Below are 25900 nucleotides of genomic sequence, written 5' to 3'. Positions count from 1 at the left end.
CCGTTAGCGATACCCTTACGTCTTTAGGGTCGCCGGGATTCCGGTATATGGCGGGGACGATCGGTTGGTGAAGCGCGCGTGGTTTTTCTCCTGCATCCTTGGCCTCGGCGTCATTCTCAACGGATGCGGCAAGGAAGAACCTCGCCACGGCAGCAATCCGGGCGAAGCCGCCGTGGCCGCGAGTCAGCCGCTGCAGCAACCGGCGCCGATGGCTCCTTCGCCGCAGGTCCGGCAACCGGCCGCGAGCAACGAAGCACCGCGTGATGGATTCGCCACTGTTTCTGCTTCGGCGTTGCCTAAGCAGGCGGTCGCGACATTGAGGCTGATCGAAGCGGGCGGCCCATTCCCCTACGAGAAGGACGGCGTCGTGTTCGGCAATCGCGAACGTATGCTGCCGCGGCATCCGCGCGGCTACTACCACGAATACACCGTGCCCACGCCCCGCGCGCGGGATCGCGGTGCGCGCCGGATCGTATGTGGCGGGGCTCGCAGGCAGATTGGCGACTGTTATTACACAGACGACCACTACGCCAGTTTTAAACGCATTGCGGAATAACTACGGGAAAAACGGCATGAGCGACAACATCTACGCGCACGACACCAGCGTCGCGAGTGATCTTTTCGCCACCGGCGATGGCAACCTGTTCCAGCGAGTATTGCGCTTACGCATGACAGATCACGACGAAAACAGACCCGAGGATGAGATCAGTCCGCCGGAGTCTCATCAGGCGCATCCCGAGGAAGAATCGGAAGCACTGTTCGCCACGGTGAGGCCGAACATCGTCCAGTCGATCCGGGCTTTTCGCGTGCAGGAGCTTGCCGACGAGGCGAACCGCCTCGGCCAGCACTTTCTCTACGCGTATCTGGGGCAGGCGCAGAGCAAGCAGGAAATTTTGGAAACGATCGCGCTGTCGTTCCTGTTCCCCAAGCATTTCGGCAAGAATTATGACGCGCTGTATGACTCGCTGACCGATCTCGTGCACAAGGCGGGTTCGCAGCCGGGCTTCGTGATCGTGCTGGAGCAGTTGCCGATCGCGCAGAAGTTCGACAAGGAAGGGCGCGAAGTGCTGCTCGACGTGTTTCGCGACGCGGCCGAATTCTGGGCGGAAAGGAAAGTGGCGTTTCGGGTGTTTTACTCGTTCGTCTGAAGCGCCCGATTCGCGTTCGCTTGAGAAAGCCCGATGGCATCCATCGGGCTTTTTCGTTGATGACTGCGCTTTAGGCTTACCAGCCGCCCCAGCGCGCGGCCAGCGCCGCCAACACCGCGATGCCCGCCGTCTCCGTGCGCAACACGCGCGGCCCGAGTCCGAGCGTAGAGAAACCGGCGGCGACAATCGTTTCTTCTTCTGCAGGCGAAAAGCCCGCTTCCGGCCCGATGAGCAAGGTCACCGCGCCCTGCGGCGGATCGGCGGGCAAGGACGCGAAGCTCACCTCGGCACGCGGCGAAAGCAACAAGCGCAATTCGCCGTCATGAGCGGGCGGCAAGTCCGCGAGCCAGTCGTCGAGATCGCGCGGCGGCGCGACGTCCGGCACGCGATTGCGTCCGCATTGCTCGCACGCGGCGCGCACCAGCGCTTGCCAGTGCGCCTGACGCCGCAACGCGCGCTCGCCTGCAAGACGCACCACGCCGCGTTCGGCGGTAATCGGCGCGACCGCGCTCACGCCCAGTTCCACGGCCTTTTCGATCAGCCAGTCCATCTTGTCGCCGCCCGCGACGCCTTGCGCCAGCGTCACGCGATACGGCGGCTCGGCATCGCGCGGATCGTGTTCGTCGATGCGAGCAGTCGCCGCGCGCTTGGCGATGTCGGTCAGCTCGGCGCGATACTCGCCGCCGCGGCCATCGAAGAGGGTAATGATGTCGCCGGTTTGCAGGCGCAGGACGTGCACGTGGCGCACGACATCGTCGGGGAGTGCGAGGTGCTGGCCCACGCTGAGCGGGCCGTCAACATGAAAACGTGGCATGGGTGTCGATCGCGGATGGTCTGCATCCGCGGATAGTGAAGCTGCCTGAAGGTGAAGCTGAAGAGTTCAGCCGATGTGCCGCGCAATCGCCCAGCGATAGCCGTCCGGATCTTCGAACTGTGCGAAACGGTCGCCCCAGAACTGATCCTGCGGCTCGATCAGCGGCTTCGCGCCCACCGCGAGCGCCTGATGAAACGTGGCATCGACGTCATCAACGTATAAGTAGAAGGACTGCGGCGCCATCAAGCCCGCGCTTTTCGGCGTGCGCGCTTGCGAGCCGTACGCACCTTCCGGTGCGAACATCACGATGAGTTGTCCGCGATAGGTCATCTCGACGTGAATAACCGTGCCGTCGTCGTTTACGCTGTCGCGCACCGCGAAGCCGAGCGCCTTCTCATAGAACGCGACGCTCACGCGCGCATCGCGCACGGTCAGATAGGGCGTCAACCAGGGTACATCGGCCGGTCGAGGGTCGGTCATCGAAAGCACTCCTTGAAGCCTTGCTGCGCAAGATCGGTGTCGGACATTTTGCCATGAAGAAATTGCGTCGTTCGGATAGAACTCATGAAGCGCGATGCCGCGCATGCACGGAGCATGCCCGATCCGAGCGCTTCCAATGGCGATGCTTTGGCGTTCCCGGCGCGTGCGTCAGGGTCATGTCAATCGGACCGCTCTGTTAGAATGACGAACTCCCGATCCTCGTCGTTTCTCGTCGTTCCGGTCCTGAAACCCTCGCGCGCAGCGGGCCGGCGCTCTCCTGAGATTCACTGTGGAAGCACTTCGGCGTCAATCGCGCGGATCATTTCAGGACCTGCCCACTCTCGACATGACGACCCCGACCTCAAGCCAGACCGCCCTCATGGCCAACGCAATCCGTGCGCTTGCCATGGACGCCGTGCAACAAGCCAATTCCGGCCACCCCGGCATGCCGATGGGCATGGCGGAAATTGGCGTCGCGTTGTGGTCGCGCCATCTGAAACACAATCCGGCGAACCCGCACTGGTTCGACCGCGACCGCTTCGTGCTGTCGAACGGTCACGGTTCCATGCTGCTGTATTCGCTGCTGCACCTCACGGGCTATGACCTGCCGCTGAGCGAACTCAAGAACTTCCGCCAACTGCATTCGAAGACGCCGGGTCATCCGGAATACGGCATGACGGTGGGCGTGGAAACCACCACCGGCCCGCTCGGTCAGGGCGTGGGCAATGCGGTCGGCATGGCGCTCGCGGAAGCGCTGCTCGCCGCCGAATTCAACAAGCCCGATTCGAAGATCGTCGATCACTACACGTACGTTTTCCTCGGCGACGGCTGCCTCATGGAAGGCATCTCGCACGAAGCCTGTTCGCTCGCGGGCACGCTCAAGCTGAAGAAGCTGATCGCGCTGTACGACGACAACGGCATTTCCATCGATGGTCACGTCGAGCACTGGTTCCACGACGACACGCCCAAGCGCTTCGAAGCGTATGGCTGGAACGTGGTCCGTGGCGTGGATGGCCATAACGTCGATGCAGTCGATGCCGCCATCGCGCAGGCAAAGAAGTCGGACAAGCCGACGCTGATTTGCTGCCGCACGGTCATCGGCAAGGGCGCGCCGACCAAGGCCGGCGGTCACGATGCGCACGGCGCGCCGCTCGGCGACAAGGAAATCGCCGCGACGCGCGAGGCGATCGGCTGGAAGTACGGTCCGTTCGAAATCCCCGCCGAAGTCTATTCCGCGTGGGACGCGAAGGAGCAAGGCGCGCACGTCGAAGCGCAATGGAACAAGACTTTCGACGCCTATCGCGCAAAGTACCGCAACGAAGGCGCCGAGTTCTCGCGCCGCATGAAGGGTGAGTTGCCCGCGGACTGGTGGGCAAACGTGGCGAAGATCGTCGAGGATGCAAATCAAAAAGGCGAGACGATTGCCTCGCGAAAAGCGTCACAGCAAACGCTCGACGGCCTGGCCGCTGCGCTACCGGAACTGCTAGGCGGCTCCGCTGATCTGACCGGCTCGAACCTCACGAACTGGAAGGCCAGCAAGCCGGTGCGCGCAGCGGGCGACGCGGAGAACACGAACCCGGATCATGCGGGCATCCAGTGGGGCAATCACATCAATTACGGTGTGCGCGAGTTCGGCATGAGCGCGGCCATCAACGGGCTGGCGGTGCATGGCGGCTATCGTCCGTTCGGCGGCACGTTCCTGACCTTCTCGGACTACAGCCGCAACGCGCTGCGCGTCGCCGCGCTGATGAAGGCGCGCTCGATCTTCGTGTTCACGCACGATTCCATCGGTCTCGGTGAAGATGGTCCGACCCACCAGTCCATCGAGCATGTGGCCAGCCTGCGGTTGATTCCGAACCTGCAAACGTGGCGTCCGGCGGATACGGTCGAAACGGCGGTAGCGTGGACGCATGCAATGTCGTATCAAGGTCCGTCGACGCTCATCTTCAGTCGTCAGAACCTTCAGTTCTCGCCGCGCAACGATATCCAGATCGCGAACATCGCGAAGGGTGGTTATGTGCTGCGCGACTGGAACGACGACATCCCCGCGCGCAAGATCATTCTCATTGCGACGGGTTCGGAAGTGCAGCTTGCCATGCAGGCGGTCGAGGAACTGCAGAAGGTCGGCATCGGCGCGCGTATCGTGTCCATGCCCTGTACGAACGTGTTCGACAAGCAGGATGCCGAGTACCGCGAGCGCGTGCTGCCCAAGGGCGTGGCGCGCGTGGCGATCGAGGCAGGCGTGACAGATTTCTGGCGCAAGTACGTGGGCCTGGAAGGCGGCGTGGTCGGTATCGACACGTTCGGCGAATCGGCTCCGGCGGGCGCACTGTTCAAGCATTTCGGCTTCACCGTGGAGAACATCGTCAAGACGGCGCAGGCCGTGCTGAACGGCTGATCGATCCACGCTTGCGATATCAGGTTTTTTTTAAGCCAAGGAGATAGACCATGACGATTCGCGTTGCAATCAACGGCTACGGCCGCATCGGCCGCAACACGCTGCGCGCCCTCTATGAGAACGGCAAGAAGCACGACATCGAGATCGTCGCCATCAACGATCTGGGCGATGCCAAGACCAACGCGCACCTGACGCAGTACGACACGGCGCACGGCAAGTTCCCGGGGCAAGTCTCGGTGGACGGCGATTACCTCGTCGTCAACGGCGACAAGATCCGCGTGCTGGCCAATCGCAATCCGGCCGAACTGCCGTGGGGCGAGCTGAACGTCGATGTCGTCATGGAGTGCACGGGCTTTTTCACGACGAAGGAAAAGGCCAGCGCGCACATCAAGGGCGGCGCGAAGAAGGTCATCATCTCGGCGCCGGGCGGCAAGGACGTGGACGCGACCATCGTGTATGGCGTGAACCACAACGTGCTGAAGGCATCGGATACGGTCATTTCCAACGCGTCGTGCACGACGAACTGTCTCGCGCCGCTCGTCAAGCCGCTGAACGACAAGATCGGTCTGGTCAACGGCCTGATGACGACCATCCACGCCTACACGAACGATCAGGTGTTGACCGACGTGTATCACGAAGACCTGCGTCGCGCGCGCTCGGCCACGCACAGCCAGATTCCGACGAAGACGGGCGCGGCATCCGCGGTCGGTCTGGTGTTGCCGGAACTGAATGGCAAGCTGGACGGTTACGCCATTCGCGTGCCGACGATCAACGTGTCGGTGGTGGATCTGTCGTTCATCGCTGCGCGCGATACGACGGTGGAAGAAGTCAACAAGATCATGAAGGAAGCGGCGGAAGGCCCGCTCAAGGGCATTCTCGGCTACAACGACGCGCCGCTGGTGTCGATCGACTTCAACCACAATCCGGCATCGTCCACGTTCGATTCGACGTTGACGAAGGTGTCGGGCCGTCTCGTGAAGGTGTCGAGCTGGTACGACAACGAGTGGGGCTTCTCGAACCGCATGTTGGATACGGCTGTGGCGCTGGCGAACGCGAAGTAACGTACGTTGCGCTCTGCTGGAAAAAAACCGCTCCTCGGAGCGGTTTTTTTTGTGGCTTCGATTCAGCCCAGCTTTTCGCGCAGAAACGAAACGACGTAAGGCGTGGCCGCCGCCGCGACGGTCGATGCCGTGCCTGGGTCCAATCCCATGCGCGCGCCAATCGATTCAGCGATGCGCCCGGTCAAAATCCCTTCGCCGCCTTCTTCGAGCGATTTCAGAAAGCCATCGCCGCGCACCAGACCTGACGCAAACGCCGCGAAAAAGCTCTTGCCCGCGTGATCGCCGAGCAGGCCGCCGCTTTGTTCTTCGGCATGCGCGTGCGCGGTTTCCGCCGCGGTGGCCAGCATTTGCTGGCTGTCGTCCTGATTGAAACCCTGAGCGGTGAGCGCCTGCGTGGCCTGAGCGCCATGCTCCGAGTTCAGGAATTCGGAAACGAGTTGTTGAACGTCCATGGACGTTACTCCCTGTGATGTGTATCGGTTGCGGGCCGCGCGCGTCGATCAAGAAGAAGCGAGCGAACCCGAAGCATAGACTTCCGCGATCATCGGAAAGTGCCGGGGTGAAAGTCGGCTGAAATGATTTTGCGCGCGGCTTGGTTTTGCCTTACGCGTTACGCGTTACGCGTTACGCCTTGCGCGGCACCGGAAAATGCACGCCCGCCCGCTGCGCGGCATTCACGATGTGCTGCTCGATCGCGATCCCCGCCTTTTCGCCGTCGCGCGCCTTGAGGGCATCGACGATCAAAGCGTGTTCGTGATACGTGGACAACACCAGTTCGCGCCGATAAAACGGCAGGCGCTGGCTCTCTTTCATGATGTCCGCGCTGCCACGCAAAATGGATTCGATGGCCGCATTCCCCGCCAGACTCACGATACGCATGTGAAACGCGAAGTCGAGTTGCGCGGCTTCCTCCAGTTCCGATTCTTCCAGCGCATGACGCAGCGCGCTGAGGTTGTCATCGAGCCATGCGATATCCGCCTCGCCGATGGAATGCGCCGCGAGCCGCGCGACGAATCCTTCGAGCGCGAAGCGCATCTGATACGTATCCGGCAACGATGCCTGATCGGCGAAGCGCCACGCGTGCGCGGTGCTCGCCTGCGTGCTGCTGACATACACGCCCTTGCCGGGCCGAATATGCAACATGCCGAGCGCTTCCAGCGTGGACAACGCCTCACGCAACGACGCCCGGCTGATCTCCAACTCATCCGACAGTTGCCGTTGCGCCGGCAGCAGGCTGCCAACCGGATAAACACTCGATTCGATGCGTTCGCGAATGGTCGCGATGGCAGCGTCGGTGACAGTGTGCGGAACGTTTTTCATCGGATAAAAGCGCGGTTGGCCGGTCTGACCGCCATTGTAGACATGCACCAAAAATGCGTGTGCGCCGAGTTCGTCAACTTGCGCCGACAACGCCCGAAAACAGGGTAAACAGCTATCCCGCTTTTATTGACGCGCTCATATTGGCTTCCTAATATCCATCATCACAGCACTGGTCCGACCAGTCGGAACAGTCGTTCGAAACACACGCGACTTGGCGAAAAGGAGAGCACTCGTGGGCAGATTCCTGAATTCGTTGTTCGGCAGGGTGATGATCGCGCTGGTCATCGGTATCGTGGTGGGCGCGGTGTTTCCGCACTTCGGGCAATCGCTGCGTCCGCTCGGCGATGGCTTTCTCAAGCTCATCAAGATGGTGATCGCGCCGATCGTGTTCTGCGTCGTGGTGAGCGGCATGGCGAGCGCGGGCGATCTGAAGAAGGTCGGGCGCGTGGGGCTCAAAGCCGTGGTCTATTTCGAAATCATGACGACGCTCGCGCTCATCATCGGCGCGATTCTGGCGTGGGTCACGCGGCCGGGCGTGGGCATGAACATCGATCTGCATTCGCTCGATGCCTCCGCGCTCACCACTTACACCGAGCACGCGAAAAGTCTGAAGGACACGGCGGGCTTTCTGCTGAAGATCATCCCCGATACGGCCATCGATGCCTTCGCGAAGGGCGACATTCTGCAAGTCCTCGTGTTCGCCGTGCTGTTCGGCTCGGCGCTTTCCATACTCGGCGACAAGGCGCAACGCGTGACGGTGTTCATCGAAGAACTGTCGGGCGTGTTCTTTCGCATCATGGGGTTCATCATCAAGCTCGCGCCGCTCGGCGTGCTCGGCGCGATTGCGTTCACGACGGGGCAGTATGGCGTGGCGTCGCTCAAGCAACTCGGGCTGCTCGTGCTCGTGTTTTACGCAAGCTGCTTCCTGTTCGTGTTCGTCGTGCTGGCCGTGGTGATGCGGCTCACGGGTTTCTCCATCTTCAAGCTCGTGCGTTATTTGCGCGAGGAATTGTCGATCGTGCTCGGCACTGCATCGTCGGACGCCGTGCTGCCGCAGATCATGCGCAAGCTCGAATGGATGGGCGTGAAGGATTCGACCGTCGGACTCGTGATTCCGACCGGCTATTCGTTCAATCTCGATGGCTTCTCGATCTATCTCACGCTGGCGGTGATCTTCATCGCGCAGGCGACGAACACGCCGCTCTCGCTGCACGATCTGATCGTCGTGGTGCTGGTGTCGCTCGTCACGTCGAAGGGCGCGCACGGCATTCCGGGCTCGGCCATCGTGATTCTCGCGGCGACGCTCTCGGCCATTCCCGCGATTCCGGTGCTCGGCCTCGTGCTGATTCTGCCGGTGGACTGGTTCGTGGGCATTGCGCGGGCGGTGACGAATCTCATCGGCAATTGCGTGGCGACGGTGGTCGTGGCGGTGTGGGAGAACGACATCGACCGCGCGCGGGCCAAGCGCGTGCTCGATCAGGACGACGAATATCGTTTCGTGCCCTCCGCGCAGGATGCAACGCCGGTGCATGGCCACGAAGGCGCGCACGCCATGTAGTTCACGTTAACGGTCGAAGAATGCAGATGCGAATCAACCGCATACGCATCTCATAAAAGTGACGGACGAAACGAAACCGCCGCCCATCCTTCGATGGGCGGCGGTTTGCATTTGTCGCACCGCGCCGTGTGTCCGGCGCGAGAGCGCTCAGTGCTTGCGATGCGGGCAGTTTTCCTTCGTGCACGTGCCGTACAGCGCCAGCGCGTGCTCGTGGAGCTTGAAGCCGCGTTCCTTCGCGATCGATTGCTGACGGCGTTCGATCTCGGCATCGAAAAATTCTTCGACGCGACCGCAGTCGATACACACGAGATGATCGTGGTGCGAGCCTTCGTTCAGTTCGAAGACGGCCTTGCCCGATTCGAAATTGCTCCGCGACAGCAGGCCGGCCTGCTCGAACTGCGTGAGCACGCGATAGACCGTGGCGAGCCCGATATCCAACTCCTCGGTGAGCAGGTTCCGGTATACGTCTTCAGCAGTCAGATGGCGCACGGCGCTGTGCTGGAAAATCTCGAGAATCTTCAGGCGGGGCAGGGTCGCCTTCAGCCCGATGTTTTTCAGATCGGCGGGATTGGTCATGGCTAGGCATCCCTAGAGTACAATTCAAGGTTCTCATAGTAATGCGTTTTGTCGAATTCGGACATCTCGCAGGTCGTTGTACTCACTCGCCGATGTACGCGCAGCCAGTGTGCGCGGCCTTGGAGCGCCTCGCGCGAAAGGTGAAATGTTTTCAAAATCTCTATCGAATAGCAGGGAGAGCCGTCGCATGCGGGGAATCATGATCGCAGCAACCTTGGCCGCATCGCTCGCTGGTTGCTCGACCTACGACAGCGTCACGCAGAAGATCGCGCAGAGCATCACGCCGTATCGCATCACGGTCGTGCAAGGCAATTTCGTTTCGCAGGAAGCAGCGAATCAAATGCAGGTCGGCATGTCGCGCGATCAGGTCAAGCAATTGATCGGCACGCCGCTGCTCACCGACATGTTCCACGCCGATCGCTGGGACTACGTGTTCTATTTCAAGCGCGGTTCGACCGCGGTCGTGCAACAGCGTGACTTCGTGGTGAACTTCGCGAGCGACCGCGTGGTGAGCTGGTCGGGCGGCGAGAATCTGCCGTCCAACCTCGAACTGCTCGCCGAGATCGACGGCGACAAGGGCGTGAAGGTGGCCAAGGCGGTTCCTGCACCTGCGACGGCTTCGGCGGCGTCGGGTGCATCGGCGGATGCCACGGCGGCGAACGTGAGCGCGCCATCGGGCGATCCTTCGACGCAGCCGAACGCATCGGCGGCTTTCGCGGGCGATGCGAACCAGCAGGCCGCGCAAGCTGCGAATCGCGCGACCGCGCAGGTGGACATGCCCACGGGCCGTCAGCGTTCGTCCACCTACAGCAGCGCGCCGACGAGCGCGGGCGGCGCGCCCGGTTCGGGCAGCTCGGGCAACAATTCGCAGATCCAGCTTCAGCGCAAACCGCAGACCGTGCAGATTCCCGACAGCAGCGCGGTCGGTCCGGCGACCACGTCGCCCACGCCTGCCAACGCGAACGCGAACGGTCAGACGCAATTCACGATGCCGCAGTAAGGTTTCAGGCGGCGCGCGGGTAGACCTCGCGCGCCGCTTCATCCACCGCGTGCGGGCCGCGCGGTTCAACACGAGACTGCCATGAAGATCGCCATTGCCGGCGCATCGGGCCGCATGGGCCGGATGCTGATCGAAACCGTTCTCAACGATCCTGACGTGCAACTGGTCGGCGCACTCGACCGGCCAGGCGTGCCGCAACTTGGGCAGGACGCGGGCGCGTTCCTCGGGAAGACCACGGGCGTTCTGCTCACCGACGACATCGACAGCGTGTTCGCCGATGCCGAGTTCCTCATCGATTTCACCCGCCCCGAAGGCACGCTCGCGCATCTGGACGCGGCGCTACGTCATAACGTGAAGATGATCGTCGGCACGACCGGTTTCAGCGACGAACAAAAAGCGCGTCTGCGGGATGCGGGCGAGAAGATCGGCGTGGTGTTCGCGCCGAACATGAGCGTCGGGGTGAACGTCACGCTGAAGCTGCTCGAATTCGCGGCGAAGCATTTCGCGACGGGCTATGACATCGAGATCATCGAGGCGCATCACCGTCACAAGGTGGATGCGCCGTCCGGCACCGCGCTCGGCATGGGCGAAGTCATCGCGAAGGCGCTCGGGCGTGATCTGAAGGACTGCGCGGTCTACGCGCGCGAAGGCGTGACCGGCGAGCGCGATCCGTCGACCATCGGCTTTTCGGCCATTCGCGGCGGCGATATCGTCGGCGATCACACGGTGCTGTTCGCGGGCATCGGCGAGCGGGTCGAGATCACGCACAAATCGGCGAGCCGTCTGTCGTATGCGCAGGGCGCGCTGCGTGCCGTGCGGTTCCTTGCGAGCCGCGAGCGCGGTTTCTTCGACATGCAAGACGTGCTCGGTCTGCGCTGATCCATTCGACGATGGCAGCGACAGGCGTTCTCCATTACCTCCAATCCGGCGATGCCGTCACGCATGCGGTCGCGGGCGTGCTGCTCGCGATGTCGCTGGCGAGCTGGTGTTTTCTGCTCGTGAAGGCGTGGGTGCTCGCGCGCGCGAAGTGGCAGGGGCCGCGTGCGATGCAGCGGTTCTGGCAATCCGCCAGTCTCAAGGATGGCATCGGCGCGTTGAAATCGGTCGATCGCGAGCGGGTTTATCTGCCGCTTGCGGAGGCGGCGTGGCGCGCATCGGAGACGGAAGTGCCGGGGGCGTTGCTCGCGCGCGTTGAGCGTGATGAGCGTGTGCTTCGGGCGCTGCGTCAGGCGATGTTGCGGTCGCAGCGGCGACTGGAGTTCGGGCAGGTTTTGCTGGCGTCGGTCGGGAGCACGGCGCCGTTCGTCGGGTTGCTCGGCACTGTTTGGGGCATCTATCACGCGCTGTCGAGCATTGCCCAGAGCGGGCAGGCGATGATCGAGAATGTCGCCGGGCCGGTTGGCGAGGCGCTCATCATGACCGCTTTTGGGTTGGTTGTCGCGATTCCGGCGGTGCTTGCCTATAACGTTCTCGGGCGCTACGTGCGGCAGATTTCCGAAGAGCTCGATGGGTTTGCGCACGATCTGCACGCGTTTGTGTGCGGCGGGTCCGAATAAGGAGCGCGGCGATGGCGTTCGGCGGACTCGACAAGAAGAACGGCGGCGCGCCGATGGCGGAGATCAATATGACTCCGCTGATCGATGTCATGCTCGTGCTTTTGGTGATTTTTATCATCACTGCGCCGTTGTTTACGCATGCGGTGCGGGTTGATTTGCCGAAGGTTGCGTCGCAGGCGGCGAGGGAGACGCCCTCTACCATCACGCTTTCTATCGACGATTCGGGTCGGCTTTTCTGGAACGATGATCCGGTTAGTTTTGAGCAGATGTTGGTGCGGTTTTCTGATGCAGGGAAGGCGGGGGATAAGCCGGAGTTGCTCTTGCGGGCTTCCAGTGGGACGCGGTATGAGGTCGTGGCGCGGGTTATGGCTGCTGCGCAGCAGGCTGGGGTTGTTAGGGTTGGGTTTGTTACTGTTATGCCTAAGCGGTGAGGTTTTTTTTCTTCGTGCAAAGGGCTGCTGGTGTTTGTGTTGTTTATTCAGTAGCCGCCTCCCCGGCGGGGGGGTAACTTTCTTTGCTGCTGCAAAGAAAGTCACCAAAGAAAGCAGCTTTTACCCCCATGCACGCTGGCTGGAAAGTGTTGGTCTGAATTAACGATACAGTGGCCGCTTTAGGACGTCACGCGCATAACTCGCCGCTTAGGCAACCTAGCGATCACGCGCTCGAATAATCACCCTTCAGCGGATCGCGCTCATTCTTTCGGCCATGCGCTTCGCGCGCCGAGAGCTTTAGAACGGAATCCCGCAGCGTATGAGCGCCCAGCCACATCACGCCACATCGCACCTCTCCCATTGGGCCGTACCTTGGTTAGCACTTCCGTAAACGACACATCTCGGTTTTGGCCTTTTGCTCGAAGTGCGGACCAAGGTAGGGCCGAATAGCAAAAGAGCGGAGAAGCTTGAGGTGGCTGGGTGCTAATACGCTGCGGGATTCCGTTCTAAAGCTCTCGGCGCGCGTAGCGCATGGCCGAAAGCATGAATGCGGACCACAAACTCAAGAACATTCGAGCGCGGAATCGCAGGTTGCCCACGCGCGGACCCAAACGAAGGACGTCCTAACGCGGCCACTGTATCGTTAAACCAGATCACCCTTTCCAGCCATCGTGCATGGTGTAAAAAGCTGCTTTCTTTGGTGACTTTCTTTGCAGCAGCAAAGAAAGTTACCCCCCCGCCGGGGAGGCGGCTACTGCATAAAAAGCCCAACAACCAGCAGCCCCGTCCACAACACATCCGCCCAAATCGACAAAGGTATAATCGCCCCTTACCCGCCCGGAATCCGGGCACCCTCGTCAATCAGACCAAGCCCGATTCCACCCAGACGCCCCCGAGCATCGAAAGCGCGAAGCGAAGCGAAGCGAAGCAAAAACACCACACCATGCACGATAAATACGTACCCGCCGACGTCGAATCCGCCGCGCAAGGCAACTGGCGCGCGAACGATGTCTACCGGACGACCGAGACCTCGGCCAAGCCCAAGTTCTATTGCGTCTCGATGCTGCCGTATCCGTCGGGCAAGCTGCACATGGGGCACGTGCGCAACTACACGATCAACGACGTGATGTACCGTTATCTGCGCATGAACGGCCACAACACGCTGATGCCCATGGGCTGGGACGCGTTCGGCATGCCCGCCGAAAACGCGGCAATGGCGAACAACGTGCCGCCCGCGAAGTGGACGTATGACAACATCGCGTACATGAAGAAGCAGATGCAGTCGATGGGCCTCGCCATCGACTGGTCGCGCGAAGTCGCCACGTGCTCGCCGGACTACTACAAATGGAACCAGTGGCTGTTCCTCAAGATGCTGGAAAAAGGCATCGCGTATAAGAAAACGGGCACGGTGAACTGGGACCCGGTCGATCAGACCGTGCTCGCGAACGAGCAAGTCATCGACGGACGCGGCTGGCGTTCGGGCGCGCTCGTGGAAAAGCGCGAAATCCCGATGTACTACCTGCGCATCACCGATTACGCGGATCAACTGCTCGACGATCTCGAAGGCCTCGGCTGGCCCGAGCGCGTCAAGATCATGCAGCAGAACTGGATCGGCAAGAGCTTCGGCGTGAATTTCGGCTTTCCGTATGAAATCGACGGCGAGGCGAAACTTCTGCGCGTTTTCACCACGCGCGCCGACACGATCATGGGCGTCACGTTCGCGGCAGTCGCGGCGGAGCATCCGCTCGCCACGCGTCTGGCGCGCGATAACGCGGACCTTCAGGCGTTCATCGAGGAATGCAAGCGCGGCGGCGTCGCGGAAGCAGATGTCGCCACGATGGAAAAGAAGGGCATGCCCACGGGCTTCTTCGTCACGCATCCGCTGACGGGCGCGCAGGTCGAAGTGTGGATCGGCAATTACGTGCTGATGTCCTACGGCGAAGGCGCGGTCATGGGCGTGCCGTCGCACGACGAACGCGATTTCGCCTTCGCGAAGAAATACGATCTGCCAATCAAGCCGGTCATCGCGGTCGAAGGCAAGACGTATTCGACCGACGCGTGGGAAGAGTGGTACGGCGACAAGACCGCCGGCCGCCTCGTCAACAGCGGCAAGTACGATGGATTGAGCATCGCGGACGCGATCGACGCCATTGCCGCCGACCTCAAGGCAAAGGACCTCGGCGACAAGCAGATCACCTGGCGTCTGCGCGACTGGGGCATCTCGCGTCAGCGTTATTGGGGCACGCCGATTCCGATCATCCATTGCCCGAGTTGCGGCGATGTGCCGGTGCCGGAAAAGGATCTGCCCGTGGTGCTGCCGGAAGACCTCGTGCCGGACGGCACGGGCAATCCGCTCGCGAAGTCCGAAGCGTTCCTGAATTGCCAATGCCCGAAGTGCGGCGCGGATGCCAAACGCGAAACCGACACCATGGACACGTTCGTCGATTCGTCGTGGTACTTCTCGCGCTACAGCGCGCCGGATGCCAAGACCATGGTCGATGAACGCACCGATTACTGGATGCCGATGGATCAGTACATCGGCGGAATCGAGCACGCGATTCTTCACCTGTTGTACTCGCGTTTCTGGACCAAGGTCATGCGCGACATGGGCCTCGTCAAGTTCGGCGAACCGGCGAAGAACCTGCTCACGCAGGGCATGGTGCTGAACGAAACGTTCTATCGCGAAGACGCGACTGGCAAGAAGACCTGGTACAACCCGCTCGACGTCACCGTGGCGCACGACGACAAAGGTCGTCCCACAGGCGCGACGCTTCTGGCCGATGGCCAGCCGGTCGTGCTCGGCGGCGTTGAGAAGATGTCGAAGTCGAAGAACAACGGCGTGGACCCGCAGACGCTCATCGATCAGTACGGGGCGGATACCGCGCGTCTGTTCGTGATGTTCGCCGCACCGCCGGAACAGTCGCTCGAATGGTCGGGCGCGGGCGTGGAAGGCGCGAGCCGCTTCCTGCGTCGCGTGTGGCATTTCGCGCACGACAACGCGGACGTGCTGCGTCAGCACGGCAAGCTGGATGCCTCGAAACTGAACGATGCCGACAAGACGCTGCGCCGCGAAATCTACACCGTGCTCAAGCAGGCCGACTTCGACTACGGCCGTCTGCAATACAACACGGTCGTCTCCGCCGCGATGAAAATGCTCAACGCGGTCGACAGCGCGAAGAACACGAGCGCGGGCGTGCTGAACGAAACCTTCGGCGTGCTGCTGCGCGTGCTGTATCCGGTGGTGCCGCACCTCACGTTCCAGTTGTGGTCGGAACTCGGCTACGAGAAGGAATTCGGTCCGCTGCTCGACGCGCCGTGGCCGAAGGTCGATGAAGCCGCGCTGGAGCAATCGGAAATCGAACTCGTGCTGCAGATCAACGGCAAGGTGCGCGGCGCGATCGTCGTGCCGAAGGATGCATCACGCGAGGACATCGAAAAGGCCGCGCTCGCGCACGAGATGTTCGGGAAATTCTCGGAGGGCCGCGCGCCGAAGAAGGTGATCGTGGTGCCGGGACGTCTCGTGAACGTGGTCGCCTGATGAGCCAAAACAAGGGAGTGGATGTGTCCGGAGAAGCCGTCGAAAAACGCTCGGGCAGGATCAGCAGACGTTCGTTTTTGTCGATTTTCCCGCTGCTGGGCGGCGCGGCCGCGCTGTCCGCGTGCGGCTTCCAGTTGCGCGGCCAGCAGGATTACGCGTTCAAGCGGCTGGCCATCGCAGGGGGCGCGCCGCAGATGGTCGCGCGCCTCGAACGCATGGTGGAAGGCGGCAGCGACACGGTGATCGTCAAGCCGTTCGAGAAGCCGGAAGCCACGCTCAACCTCTCGGAAAGTCAGGGCTTGCGCACGCTCAGTCTGAACGCCGAGGGTGTCGTGCAGGAATACGAGCTGGTCTATAACCTGACCTATTCGTTGATCGGCGCGGACGGCACGCTGCTGATTCCGACGAGTTCCATGGCGCTGAACCGCTCGATGACCTACAGCGATCAATACACGCTCGCCAAATCGCAGGAATCGACGCTGCTCTACAACGACATGCGCAACGACGCGGTCGATCAGTTGACGCGTCGGCTCGCGGCCGTGCGTTCGCTGCATCCGACGCCGGCTGAGCAGACGCCGGGCGTGTCGCCGCGCGCGCCGCTGCCGACGCCGCCGCTGTGATCGTGCGCGCTACGTTCATCGGTCACGGGCCATCATGCAGTTGAAGCTCGACGCGCTCGAAGCGCACCTCGCGAAAGGGCTGAAGGGCCTGTACGTCGTTTATGGCGATGAGCATCTGCTCGCGCAGGAAGCGTGCGATCGCATTCGCGCGGCGGCGCGTGCGGGCGGATTCACCGATCGCGCCGTGTTCACGGTCGAGCGTTATTTCGACTGGAGCGCGCTGATCGGGGCGAGTCAGTCGATGTCGCTGTTCGGCGACCGGCAACTGATCGAGTTGCGCATTCCGACCGGCAAGCCGGGCAAGGAAGGCGCGGAAGCGCTCAAGACGCTCGCGGGCGCGGACAATCCCGACATCCTCATGCTCGTTACCTTGCCGCGCATGGATGCCGCGTCGCAGAAGTCCGGCTGGTTCACCGCGCTCACCGCCACCGGCGTCACGCTCAAGATCGATCCGGTCGAGCGCGCGCAATTGCCGATGTGGATCGGCCAGCGGCTCGCGGCGCAAGGGCAGCGCGTCGCGGCGGGCGAGGACGGGCGGCGCGCGCTGCTGTTCATCGCGGAACGGGTGGAAGGCAATCTGCTCGCGGCGCATCAGGAAATTCAGAAGCTCGGGCTGCTTTATCCGCAAGGCGAACTCGGTTTCGAGCAGATTCACGACGCGGTGCTGAACGTCGCGCGCTACGACGTCTTCAAGCTCAACGAAGCGATGCTGACCGGCGATGTCGGTCGTCTGGCGCGCATGCTCGACGGTTTGAAGGGCGAAGGCGAAGCGGCGGTGCTCGTGCTGTGGGCGCTGGTGGAAGAGGTGCGCACGCTGCTGCGCATCAAGCGCGGTGTCGCGTCCGGCAAGCCGCTGGCGACGCTCATGCGCGAAAACCGTGTGTGGGGACCACGCGAACGGTTGATCGGACCGGCGCTGTCGCGCGTGACGGACGAAGCGCTGGAGAAGGCGCTGTCGCTCGCGGCGAAGCTGGATCGGCAGGTCAAAGGACTCTCGGGCAGCACGGGCAAGCGCGGCAGCGAGCCGCCGCCGGACCCGTGGGCCGGCATGTTCGAACTCGCGATGGCCGTCGCGCAAGGCAAACCGGCGCAGGCCGCATCGGCGCGACCGCGTCGCTAGGACGCTCGCGCGCGCACTGTCTGCCGTCGCGCAATTGCTTAGAATGACTTTTTTGGCGGCGGCGGACGCATTCTGCCAGCGCGCTACAACGAAAGAGATTCACGATGAACATCGACCAGTACATGACCGACCTCGGCCGCCGCGCACGGGTCGCGTCGCGCGCGATGGCGCGGGCATCGACGGCGGCGAAGAACGCGGCATTGTTCGCGGTGGCGGATGCCATCGAACGCGAGCGCGAATCGCTCAAACAGGCGAATGCGCGTGATCTCGCCCGCGCGCGCGACAAAGGGCACGACACCGCGTTCATCGACCGCCTGACGCTCTCCGACAAGGCGCTCGACACGATGGTCGAAGGCTTGCGGCAGGTCGCCGCGCTGGCCGATCCCATCGGCGAAATCAGCGGGCTCAAGTTCCGGCCGAGCGGCATTCAGGTCGGACAGATGCGCGTGCCGCTCGGGGTCATCGGGATCATTTACGAATCGCGGCCGAACGTGACGATCGATGCCGCCGCACTTTGCCTCAAATCCGGCAACGCGACCATTCTGCGCGGCGGTTCCGAAGCGCTCGAATGCAATACCGCGCTGGCGAAGCTGATCGGCGCGGGACTCGAAGCGGCCGGTTTGCCGCAAGACGCGGTGCAGGTGGTCGAGACGGCAGATCGCGCGGCGGTCGGCAAGCTCATCACCATGACGGAATTCGTCGATGTGATCGTGCCGCGCGGCGGCAAGAGCCTGATCGCGCGTTTGATGGAAGAAGCGCGCGTGCCGATGATCAAACACCTCGACGGCATCTGTCACGTCTACGTGGACGATCGCGCCGATCTCGAGAAAGCCGCGGCGGTGTGCGACAACTCGAAGACGCATCGCTATGGCACGTGCAACACGATGGAAACGCTGCTCGTCGCGCGTGGCATCGCGGACGTCGCGCTGCCGCGACTCGCGCGCGCGTTTCAGGCGAAAGATGTCGAACTGCGCGTGGATGCCGCCGCGCGCCGCGTGCTCGAAGCCGCGAAAATCGGCGCGCTCGTCGATGCAACCGACGAAGACTGGCGCACCGAATATCTCGCGCCGGTGCTGGCGGTGAAGATCGTCGATGGGCTGGATGAGGCCATCGAACATATCAACGAATACGGTTCGCATCACACCGACGCGATTCTCACCGAAGATCATGACCGCGCCATGCGCTTCCTGCGCGAAGTGGATTCGGCCAGCGTCATGGTCAACGCCTCCACGCGCTTCGCCGATGGTTTCGAGTTCGGGCTCGGCGCGGAAATTGGCATCTCCAACGACAAACTGCATGCGCGCGGTCCGGTCGGACTCGATGGGCTCACGTCGCTGAAATACGTGGTGCTGGGTCGCGGCGAAGTGCGTCAATAAGGCAAGCGATGCTCTGGATCAAATCGCTGCATATCGTGCTGGTCGCCTCGTGGTTTGCGGGGCTGTTTTATCTGCCGCGCATCTTCGTGAATCTGGCGATGGAAACCGACGCGGCAGCCACCGCGCGGCTCTTGTTGATGGCGCGCAAGCTGTTTCGCTTCATGACTTTCATCGCGGTGCCGGCGTTGGCGTGCGGGCTTTGGTTGTGGCTCGTGGTTGGCATCGGCGCGGGACAGGGCTGGCTGCACGCGAAACTGACCATCGTCGTGTTGCTGATCGTGTATCACGCGTATTGCGGCGTGTTGCTGCATACGTTCGAGCGCGGGGAGAACAAGCGCTCGCACAAGTGGTATCGGATGTATAACGAGCTTCCCGTGCTTGGGTTGCTCGGGGCGACGCTGTTGGTGGTGATCAAGCCGTTCTGAGTGCGTGCATGAGCCGCAACACGGCCTCGCCGAATGCTTCCGGGCGTCCTTCGAAAAAGCGCTGAACCGCGTTCGTGTCGCGCATGTGCTGGCGTAGGGATTCACGTTCTTCGTGATTCTCAGCAAGCCGAATGGCGGCATCAATATAGGCGTTTTCGGTGTCTGTCACCGTCCACTCCGGCATCCCCGCGCGCTTGAACATCGCGCCGTCGATGCGCTCGAATACCTCGCTTCCCATTTTGCAGATGCCCGGCAGATTCACCGTGAAGGCATCGACGATTCCGTTCGTATTCCCGAACGGGAACGGGCTCAGAAACATGTCCATTTCGTTCAGAAAACGCACGTAATCGGGGTAAGGCGTGAAGCCGTGCACGGTGTACGTGTCGGCGGGCAGTAATTCATCGAGCACACGGCTCAGACGCATGAGCAGCAAAACCGTGCTGCCGCTCGTCAAGAAATGAAAGTGGATCGGGTTGGGACATGCGCGCGCGATTCGTCCGCACGCGCTCAGAAAGTCGGGGTTGAGCTTCATCATGCTCGCGGCGATGGCGACGTGCACTTTCGCGTCTGCGCGTGAACGTCGAATGCCGATTGATTCCAGACGTGCCGACGGTGCGTAGGGCTGGCCATCGCTCGGCAGCAGCATTAGCCGTTCGCTGAAGCACGAGGTATCGCCAACATAATCTGCTTCGACGCTGACGTAATCGATGCAATCCGAATGTGTCGTCGCCGGATGTCCCAAACCCGCGATCTGCAAGGGCGCCAGCCGCACGTTCGATAGAAAGATGCTCAGAACGCTCATGCCAACGCTCGGCATGTAAAAGACATCCGGCTGCATCTCCGCGGCGAATTGCCGAAACGTCTCGATGCAGGCGGGGATGTTTTCCGTTTCCGGCAACTCGATCACACGGTCGAAAATCTGTCGGCTTTGTTCATCGACCGATTTCGCGAAGCACAGCGCGACGACTTCGAAATGCGCGCGGGCGGCGAGCAAGGTCCGCGAATGCGTGCGCACGATCGAATGTCCGCTGTTGAATGCTTCTGTGAAAACGAGCATGAGCGGGCGGGATCGCGGCGGAGACGCGCTGGCTGGCGCAAAAGACCCGTACTCGCGCAGTTTGGCGCGCACCAGCGTATTGATGTTGCGCTTGATGTCGTGACGGCGAGGCGTGTTCGCGTAACTGCAATGAAGGTAGAGCTGCCAGATCGCGATGACATCGACTTCCAGAAGATCGCGAATCTCGTGCATCACGCCGGGCAGCCATTCGAGCAACGCGTTGCGCTGCGCGTAAGCGGCGGGACTTCCCGTAAAAAGCTCACCCGCGATGCCAAGCGCGAGCGTCGCAGCGGCCTGACGATCTCGTGCCCAGAAAAGCCCCATGTCGATGGGCAGACGCCATTCCGGGCTATGGAGCAGCGCAATTTCGCGTGCTGTATCGGGTGCCTCGTTCATGGACGAAAGAAGCGCGGCGGCGGTCGGTCGGGCGGTTTGCAGCGGGTCGGCGCTCAGCACGTTCCAGATCATCGAGCGTACGGGCAGAAGGCGCTGCCAGCGCGCATCGGTGATGGAGAAGCGCGGGTCGCCGAACAGCCGCGCCAACGCTGACGACATGCGGATAGCGAATGCATCGAACGATGCAGACGGCGCGGACGTCAAAAACTGGCCGAGGTCGAGATAAGGATGCCGGTGAAATCGTGCAGCGAATTCGAACAGGCAGTTGATCGCTTCGTCGTACTTCTGAGCGGAAAGATGGCTTTCCAGAAGTTCGACGGTAAAGGTGTTGCTCATGAGATGCAGGTGAGATCAGGCGCGGTGTTCAAGTATCGCCTGTTTGCCTGCAAATCGGGACTGCATCATGAACCTACGCGTCTGCTCTCCAGCACGTCTTTCGCCTCGGCGAGTTTCTCCGCCAACTCCGGCCCGCGCGCCAGCGCCAGTCCCACCGCCAGAATGTCGCCGATCGCCAGATGCGAGACGCGCGAAGTCATCGGCGAAAAAATATCGGTGTCTTCATCGACGTTCGCAAAAAGGCCCACGCTCGCCAGGCGCGCGAGCGGCGAATTGCCGTGCGTGATCGCAATCACTTTTGCGCCGTTGTGCAAGGCCGACTTGCACGCGTCGAGAATGTCCTTCGTGCGGCCCGTGTTCGAGATCGCGACGACGACATCGCCTTCGCCGAGCAACGCGGCGGAGGTCGTGTAGGTGTGGGGATCGGAGTACGCCACGGACGGCACACCCAAGCGGAAGAACTTGTGCTGCATGTCGAGCGCAGCGATGCCCGAGCCGCCTGCGCCATAGAACTCGATGCGCCGCGCCGCGCTCAGCATGTTGATCGCCGCCGCCACGCTGTCCGACGACAAACTATTGCGCACCTGAATCAACGCGCCGATGGTCCGGTCCAGCACCTTCGCGGCAACGCCGGAAGGTGGTTCGTCGCTGCGCACGTCGCGATAAACCGTGGGAACGTCCGCTGCTACGCTTTGAGCAAGACGAATCTTGAATTCGCGGAAGCCGGAAAAACCCAGCGCCTGACAAAAGCGCGCGATGGTCGGCTGACTGACGCCTGCGCGCGCGGCGAAGTCGGTCATCGACAGGTCGAGAACCTCGCGCGGGGCTTCCAGCACATATTCCGCCAGCTTTCGCTCGGAAGGGCGCAATTGTTCGCGCATTGCCTCGACTTGAGACAGCAACATCGGAAATCTCGCCTATGCTGAAAACTGGTTGGGACTATAGCCGATGGACTGCTTTGTACAAATACTACATGAATTTCGGCCGCCGTCCCTAGGGATTTCCCGTAGAAGCTCTCCGCTTTAACGTTATTAAACGGACCTTCCAGGAATTTCGCTCTAAACTTGCATTGTCAGTATGTAGTTTTTCTACTAACATTCGCAACAGCGCGACGACAAAAGAATCACAACAATCGCCTGTCCTCGCTAAGTCCAACCCACAGCTCGACGGCTGCCGCCGGGAGTGAGACGAAGGAGCTTCGATGGTTTCCCCGCATGCACAACTCAAAAAAGTCACGGATCGCGTGATCGTGCGCAGTCAGGCCACGCGTTCGGCGTATCTTGCGCGCATCGATGCCGCGCGCGGCATGTTCCCGGCGCGTGGCGCGCTGTCATGCGCGAATCTCGCGCATGGTTTCGCCGGCATGGAAGGGCAGGAAAAGATCGCGATCAAGTCGGTGCGCGAACCGAACATCGGCATCGTGTCGTCGTATAACGAGATGCTCTCCGCGCACGCGCCTTATAAGAGCTTCCCGGACATCATCAAGCAGGCGGCGCGCGAACATGGCGGCATCGCGCAATTTGCGGGCGGCGTGCCCGCCATGTGCGATGGCATTACGCAGGGCAACGCGGGCATGGAACTGTCGCTGTTCTCGCGCGAAGTCATCGCGATGAGCACGGCGGTCGCACTCACGCACAATATGTTCGACGCGGCGCTGTGCCTGGGCGTGTGCGACAAGATCGTGCCGGGACTGGCGATCGGCGCGTTGCAGTTCGGCCATTTGCCGACCATTTTCGTGCCCGCCGGCCCGATGACCAGCGGCCTCACCAATGACGAAAAAGCCAAGGTGCGTCAGGAATTCGCGACGGGTCAATGCGATCGCGGCGCGTTGCTTGAAGCGGAAGCCGCCGCGTATCACGGTCACGGCACTTGCACGTTTTATGGCACGGCCAACAGCAATCAGATGTTGATGGAAGTGATGGGCTTGCATCTGCCGAGTTCGGCGTTCGTGCATCCTCACACTCCGCTGCGCGATGCGCTCACCGCCGAGGCCGCGCGACGCGTGCTTGATCTGACGCTCGAACGCGGCAACTATGTGCCGATTGGCCATGTGGTGGACGAGAAGGCAGTGATCAATGGCATCGTCGCGCTGCTGGCGACGGGCGGGTCCACGAATCACACGCTGCATTTGGTGGCGATTGCGCGGGCGGCGGGCATTGTCATCGACTGGAATGATTTCGATGAACTGTCGCAAGTCGTGCCGCTGCTCGCGAAGATTTATCCGAACGGCAAGGCCGACGTGAACCATTTTCACGCGGCGGGCGGCGTGGCGTTTCTCGTGCGCAATCTGCTCGAAGGCGGGCTGCTGCATGAGGACGTGCAGACGGTGGCAGGGCCGGGACTTTCGCATTACACGAAGGAGCCGAAGCTTATCGACGGCAAACTGCAATGGGTTGATGGCGCGGCTGAAAGTCATGACACGAAGGTGCTGCGCGGCATCGAGGAAGCGTTTCAGCCGGATGGTGGCTTGCGGTTGATGCAGGGCAAGCTCGGGCGCGGCGTCATCAAGATTTCGGCGGTGGCGCCGGAGCATCGCGTGGTGAAGGCACCGGCGATCGTGTTCAATTCGCAGGAAGAAGTGCAAGAGGCGTTCGACAAGGGCGAACTCAAGCGGGACTTCGTGGCGGTCGTGCGCTTTCAGGGCGCGCGGGCGAATGGGATGCCGGAGCTGCATCGGTTGACGCCTTTGCTGGGCGTGTTGCAGGATCAGGGCTTTCACGTGGCGTTAGTGACGGATGGACGCATGTCCGGGGCATCGGGCAAAGTGCCGGCGGTGATTCATGTTTCGCCAGAGGCGCTTTTGCATGGGCCGCTCGGCAAGGTCCGCACGGGCGACATGATCGTGATCGACGCACCCGCCGGCGTGCTCGATGTCGAGATCGACGCGAAAACATGGAGCGAACGGGAAGTCGAGTTGCCGCTGAATCAAGCGGATAACGAAGTGGGATTCGGCCGCGAATTGTTTGGCGTGTTCCGTAGCGCTGCGTTGCCGGCGGAAGAGGGTGCGTCGGTGTTCGGTGCGTTGGTGGGGTCGGCCGAGGCGAATGGCGGAGCGGCGGCTGCATCGCCTGAGCGTAATGCGCTACGCGATAACGCACGCGCCGCGGCTTCGGCGCTCAACAAAGCGCATGCGACGCATCACTGAATCTGAACCCATTGCGGGGCGACGTAAGGGCGCCACGCACAAAACAGGAGTCGCATCATATGAAAACGGTAAGCGAAATCGTGCGTTTGGGTCCGGTGATTCCGGTGCTGGCATTTGACTCGGTGGAGCAGGGCGAGCATGTCTCGCGCGCATTGCACGCGGGTGGAGTGAAGGTGCTGGAGATCACGCTGCGTACTCCGGCGGGAATTGGCGCGATTGAGCGCGCCTGTCAATTGGCTGATGACATCGTGGTTGGCGTGGGAACGATCACGAAGCCGGAGCATTGCGCGCAGGCGAAGAAGGCGGGGGCGCAATTCGGCGTATCGCCGGGGCTGACACGGGACATGCACAAGGCAGCGCAGGATGCGGGATTGCCATTGTTGCCGGGCGTCATGACGCCGAGCGATATCATCGCGGCAATGGAGTTGGGTTACGAAATCGTCAAGTTTTTTCCCGCACAGCAAGCGGGCGGAATTCCGATGCTGCAGGCGTTTGGCGGGCCGTTTCCAAACTTGAAGTTTTGTCCGACTGGGGGCATTACGGCCGAGACGGCGTCGAGTTTTCTTGCGCTAAAAAATGTGGTTTGTGTCGGCGGTTCGTGGCTTACGCCGAAGAGTGCGCTCGCGGGAGAAAACTGGGAGGAGATCACTCGGCTTGCGCGAGCTGCAAGCGAATTGGCGCCTCGGGAATAGCCTGCGTACGATCGTATGTAATGGCCGCCGTCTCACGGTCATTGAGCGCATGCACCTAAGCCCAGAACGTGAGTTTCTGGGCTTAGGCCTTTTCAACGCCTTGATTGAAACGAACCGGCAAAAACAAGAAAAACCTCAGCGAGAGCTGAATTAGATTGAATCCGAAAAACATATCGAATACCTTTTACCTATATTCCCAATATGATCAAAGATAGGCTATGTGAGCATGTCCTATCAAGTGAAACTAATTTTCAGGCAATGTCGAATGGCTTTCTTAAAAAGCCTTCGTTGCATACGCTTGAGTTTTTATTATTGATTGTTTAAGTAATTTGTATTTTTATAATCAGTAGTTTTTTATTTATTTTACTGCTGCTTAGAAGTAATCGTTAAAGAAGGTGTATTGAAATTAACGCTGTGTTAGCCCGAAATTTGCAATACTTGTGGTTTAGCTTACTTAAAAAAACTTGGCTCTTTGGGCACTCGCCCGAAATACCACCTCCAAGTCATAGTCGCCCGACTCTCAGAGCTAAAAATTTACAGCGGCTAGCCATCAGAGTACAAAAAAAAGATTCAGTATCGAATAAACCACCCTCTTAAACTTGAAACAATCTATCTGGGTATGTGCCAGGCACTTGTTTCGGATAGGAAAACTCCGAACAAGTCCTAAATTTCTGTGAAATCCCAAAATAATTCTATATATTTGATTGCATCGCCGCGAGCGAGGGATTCCAAGCCAGTTTCCTCAAAGAACTTCCGTTTTCCTCGATTGCGTGAGCAGCGGTTGGCTGTCTGCTCGCGCGTTGCGAGCGAAACGTTCGCCTCAATTTACGTCGCTATTTCGATTTTGGGATTA

At 61.1% G+C, this 25900-nt stretch carries 23 protein-coding genes; 16 read left to right on the top strand and 7 right to left on the bottom strand.

The genetic code is table 11. From position 1 onward, the window contains the following. Positions 1-67: 67 nt before the first annotated feature. Together ACZCWR_RS15875 and ACZCWR_RS15870 are read left to right on the top strand one after the other, a co-directional pair. Complete coding sequence (locus tag ACZCWR_RS15875; protein WP_487301673.1) at positions 68-556, top strand: ribonuclease; 489 nt, start codon at positions 68-70, stop codon at positions 554-556. A 16-nt stretch (positions 557-572) separates the two neighbouring features. Further along, complete coding sequence (locus ACZCWR_RS15870; protein WP_487301672.1) at positions 573-1148, top strand: barstar family protein; 576 nt, start codon at positions 573-575, stop codon at positions 1146-1148. 76 nt (positions 1149-1224) lie between these two features. Here the strand turns inward: ACZCWR_RS15870 and ACZCWR_RS15865 are convergent, their stop codons facing one another. Both ACZCWR_RS15865 and ACZCWR_RS15860 read right to left on the bottom strand, forming a co-directional pair. After that, on the bottom strand, positions 1225-1962 hold the full coding sequence (locus ACZCWR_RS15865; protein WP_487301671.1) for a 16S rRNA (uracil(1498)-N(3))-methyltransferase: 738 nt from the start codon (positions 1960-1962) through the stop codon (positions 1225-1227). Between the two features lie 66 nt (positions 1963-2028). Then, positions 2029-2442, bottom strand: a complete 414-nt coding sequence (locus tag ACZCWR_RS15860; RefSeq protein ID WP_487301670.1) for a VOC family protein — start codon at positions 2440-2442, stop codon at positions 2029-2031. A gap of 346 nt (positions 2443-2788) precedes the next feature. Between ACZCWR_RS15860 and tkt the strand changes: the two genes are divergently transcribed. Both tkt and gap read left to right on the top strand, forming a co-directional pair. Beyond that, on the top strand, positions 2789-4840 hold the full coding sequence (gene tkt / locus ACZCWR_RS15855; protein ID WP_487301669.1) for a transketolase: 2052 nt from the start codon (positions 2789-2791) through the stop codon (positions 4838-4840). A gap of 50 nt (positions 4841-4890) precedes the next feature. Next, entirely contained in the window at positions 4891-5901 is a 1011-nt protein-coding gene (gene gap, locus ACZCWR_RS15850; protein ID WP_487301668.1) for a type I glyceraldehyde-3-phosphate dehydrogenase, read from the top strand. A 62-nt stretch (positions 5902-5963) separates the two neighbouring features. Here the strand turns inward: gap and ACZCWR_RS15845 are convergent, their stop codons facing one another. Next, complete coding sequence (locus tag ACZCWR_RS15845) at positions 5964-6353, bottom strand: hypothetical protein (RefSeq protein WP_487301667.1); 390 nt, start codon at positions 6351-6353, stop codon at positions 5964-5966. Between the two features lie 172 nt (positions 6354-6525). Next, positions 6526-7221 carry a FadR/GntR family transcriptional regulator gene (locus ACZCWR_RS15840; protein WP_487301666.1) on the bottom strand — a complete coding sequence of 232 codons (696 nt, stop codon included), beginning with the start codon at positions 7219-7221 and terminating at the stop codon, positions 6526-6528. A gap of 232 nt (positions 7222-7453) precedes the next feature. Between ACZCWR_RS15840 and ACZCWR_RS15835 the strand changes: the two genes are divergently transcribed. Next, a complete protein-coding gene (locus ACZCWR_RS15835; RefSeq protein WP_487301665.1) occupies positions 7454-8779 on the top strand; it encodes a C4-dicarboxylate transporter DctA in 1326 nt (441 codons plus the stop codon). Between the two features lie 147 nt (positions 8780-8926). Here ACZCWR_RS15835 and fur read toward each other — a convergent pair whose 3' ends face one another. Further along, positions 8927-9355, bottom strand: a complete 429-nt coding sequence (fur, locus tag ACZCWR_RS15830; RefSeq protein WP_487301664.1) for a ferric iron uptake transcriptional regulator — start codon at positions 9353-9355, stop codon at positions 8927-8929. A gap of 199 nt (positions 9356-9554) precedes the next feature. On the opposite strand from fur, the gene ACZCWR_RS15825 reads away from it, so the two are divergent. From ACZCWR_RS15825 to ACZCWR_RS15785, 9 genes are all read left to right on the top strand, one after another. Continuing rightward, positions 9555-10355, top strand: coding sequence for an outer membrane protein assembly factor BamE (locus tag ACZCWR_RS15825; RefSeq protein WP_487301663.1), 801 nt, complete (start codon positions 9555-9557; stop codon positions 10353-10355). An 81-nt stretch (positions 10356-10436) separates the two neighbouring features. Continuing rightward, complete coding sequence (gene dapB / locus ACZCWR_RS15820; protein ID WP_487301662.1) at positions 10437-11234, top strand: 4-hydroxy-tetrahydrodipicolinate reductase; 798 nt, start codon at positions 10437-10439, stop codon at positions 11232-11234. 11 nt (positions 11235-11245) lie between these two features. Further along, positions 11246-11911, top strand: a complete 666-nt coding sequence (locus tag ACZCWR_RS15815; protein ID WP_487301661.1) for a MotA/TolQ/ExbB proton channel family protein — start codon at positions 11246-11248, stop codon at positions 11909-11911. Positions 11912-11922: 11 nt separating this feature from the next. After that, a complete protein-coding gene (locus tag ACZCWR_RS15810) occupies positions 11923-12342 on the top strand; it encodes an ExbD/TolR family protein (protein ID WP_487301660.1) in 420 nt (139 codons plus the stop codon). 943 nt (positions 12343-13285) lie between these two features. Continuing rightward, entirely contained in the window at positions 13286-15880 is a 2595-nt protein-coding gene (leuS, locus tag ACZCWR_RS15805; protein WP_487301659.1) for a leucine--tRNA ligase, read from the top strand. Positions 15881-15939: 59 nt separating this feature from the next. Further along, on the top strand, positions 15940-16500 hold the full coding sequence (locus ACZCWR_RS15800; protein ID WP_487303350.1) for an LPS-assembly lipoprotein LptE: 561 nt from the start codon (positions 15940-15942) through the stop codon (positions 16498-16500). A gap of 34 nt (positions 16501-16534) precedes the next feature. Further along, positions 16535-17620 carry a DNA polymerase III subunit delta gene (gene holA, locus ACZCWR_RS15795; RefSeq protein WP_487301658.1) on the top strand — a complete coding sequence of 362 codons (1086 nt, stop codon included), beginning with the start codon at positions 16535-16537 and terminating at the stop codon, positions 17618-17620. Between the two features lie 104 nt (positions 17621-17724). Continuing rightward, positions 17725-18996 (top strand): glutamate-5-semialdehyde dehydrogenase, encoded by a 1272-nt coding sequence (locus ACZCWR_RS15790; protein WP_487301657.1) that lies wholly within the window; start codon positions 17725-17727, stop codon positions 18994-18996. Between the two features lie 8 nt (positions 18997-19004). Next, positions 19005-19421 (top strand): CopD family protein, encoded by a 417-nt coding sequence (locus ACZCWR_RS15785; RefSeq protein ID WP_487301656.1) that lies wholly within the window; start codon positions 19005-19007, stop codon positions 19419-19421. On the opposite strand, the gene ACZCWR_RS15780 is transcribed toward ACZCWR_RS15785, so the two are convergent. Together ACZCWR_RS15780 and ACZCWR_RS15775 are read right to left on the bottom strand one after the other, a co-directional pair. Further along, positions 19408-21210: a glycosyl transferase family 1 gene (locus tag ACZCWR_RS15780; RefSeq protein ID WP_487301655.1), complete on the bottom strand. Its 1803-nt coding sequence runs from the start codon at positions 21208-21210 to the stop codon at positions 19408-19410. The two genes, ACZCWR_RS15785 and ACZCWR_RS15780, sit on opposite strands and share 14 nt — an antisense overlap. A 65-nt stretch (positions 21211-21275) precedes the next feature. Further along, positions 21276-22115: a MurR/RpiR family transcriptional regulator gene (locus tag ACZCWR_RS15775; RefSeq protein WP_487301654.1), complete on the bottom strand. Its 840-nt coding sequence runs from the start codon at positions 22113-22115 to the stop codon at positions 21276-21278. Between the two features lie 296 nt (positions 22116-22411). Between ACZCWR_RS15775 and edd the strand changes: the two genes are divergently transcribed. Both edd and eda read left to right on the top strand, forming a co-directional pair. Beyond that, positions 22412-24355, top strand: coding sequence for a phosphogluconate dehydratase (gene edd / locus ACZCWR_RS15770; RefSeq protein ID WP_487301653.1), 1944 nt, complete (start codon positions 22412-22414; stop codon positions 24353-24355). Between the two features lie 59 nt (positions 24356-24414). Further along, on the top strand, positions 24415-25047 hold the full coding sequence (gene eda, locus ACZCWR_RS15765) for a bifunctional 4-hydroxy-2-oxoglutarate aldolase/2-dehydro-3-deoxy-phosphogluconate aldolase (protein WP_487303349.1): 633 nt from the start codon (positions 24415-24417) through the stop codon (positions 25045-25047). Positions 25048-25900 lie beyond the last annotated feature (853 nt).

It is taken from the genome of Caballeronia sp. A2-2 (assembly GCF_057612605.2).
Note: the sequence above shows the minus strand (reverse complement) of the source record. Positions and strands in the feature narration are given on the sequence as shown.

Excerpts from the sequence above, each read along its gene's own strand:
- ACZCWR_RS15870 (WP_487301672.1), top strand. The coding sequence starts at position 573 with ATGAGCGACAACATCTACGCGCACGACACCAGCGTCGCGAGTGATCTT.
- ACZCWR_RS15865 (WP_487301671.1), bottom strand. The coding sequence starts at position 1,962 with ATGCCACGTTTTCATGTTGACGGCCCGCTCAGCGTGGGCCAGCACCTC.
- ACZCWR_RS15860 (WP_487301670.1), bottom strand. The coding sequence starts at position 2,442 with ATGACCGACCCTCGACCGGCCGATGTACCCTGGTTGACGCCCTATCTG.
- tkt (WP_487301669.1), top strand. The coding sequence starts at position 2,789 with ATGACGACCCCGACCTCAAGCCAGACCGCCCTCATGGCCAACGCAATC.
- gap (WP_487301668.1), top strand. The coding sequence starts at position 4,891 with ATGACGATTCGCGTTGCAATCAACGGCTACGGCCGCATCGGCCGCAAC.
- ACZCWR_RS15845 (WP_487301667.1), bottom strand. The coding sequence starts at position 6,353 with ATGGACGTTCAACAACTCGTTTCCGAATTCCTGAACTCGGAGCATGGC.
- ACZCWR_RS15840 (WP_487301666.1), bottom strand. The coding sequence starts at position 7,221 with ATGAAAAACGTTCCGCACACTGTCACCGACGCTGCCATCGCGACCATT.
- fur (WP_487301664.1), bottom strand. The coding sequence starts at position 9,355 with ATGACCAATCCCGCCGATCTGAAAAACATCGGGCTGAAGGCGACCCTG.
- ACZCWR_RS15825 (WP_487301663.1), top strand. The coding sequence starts at position 9,555 with ATGATCGCAGCAACCTTGGCCGCATCGCTCGCTGGTTGCTCGACCTAC.
- dapB (WP_487301662.1), top strand. The coding sequence starts at position 10,437 with ATGAAGATCGCCATTGCCGGCGCATCGGGCCGCATGGGCCGGATGCTG.
- ACZCWR_RS15815 (WP_487301661.1), top strand. The coding sequence starts at position 11,246 with ATGGCAGCGACAGGCGTTCTCCATTACCTCCAATCCGGCGATGCCGTC.
- ACZCWR_RS15810 (WP_487301660.1), top strand. The coding sequence starts at position 11,923 with ATGGCGTTCGGCGGACTCGACAAGAAGAACGGCGGCGCGCCGATGGCG.
- leuS (WP_487301659.1), top strand. The coding sequence starts at position 13,286 with ATGCACGATAAATACGTACCCGCCGACGTCGAATCCGCCGCGCAAGGC.
- holA (WP_487301658.1), top strand. The coding sequence starts at position 16,535 with ATGCAGTTGAAGCTCGACGCGCTCGAAGCGCACCTCGCGAAAGGGCTG.
- ACZCWR_RS15790 (WP_487301657.1), top strand. The coding sequence starts at position 17,725 with ATGAACATCGACCAGTACATGACCGACCTCGGCCGCCGCGCACGGGTC.
- ACZCWR_RS15785 (WP_487301656.1), top strand. The coding sequence starts at position 19,005 with ATGCTCTGGATCAAATCGCTGCATATCGTGCTGGTCGCCTCGTGGTTT.
- ACZCWR_RS15780 (WP_487301655.1), bottom strand. The coding sequence starts at position 21,210 with ATGAGCAACACCTTTACCGTCGAACTTCTGGAAAGCCATCTTTCCGCT.
- ACZCWR_RS15775 (WP_487301654.1), bottom strand. The coding sequence starts at position 22,115 with ATGTTGCTGTCTCAAGTCGAGGCAATGCGCGAACAATTGCGCCCTTCC.
- edd (WP_487301653.1), top strand. The coding sequence starts at position 22,412 with ATGGTTTCCCCGCATGCACAACTCAAAAAAGTCACGGATCGCGTGATC.
- eda (WP_487303349.1), top strand. The coding sequence starts at position 24,415 with ATGAAAACGGTAAGCGAAATCGTGCGTTTGGGTCCGGTGATTCCGGTG.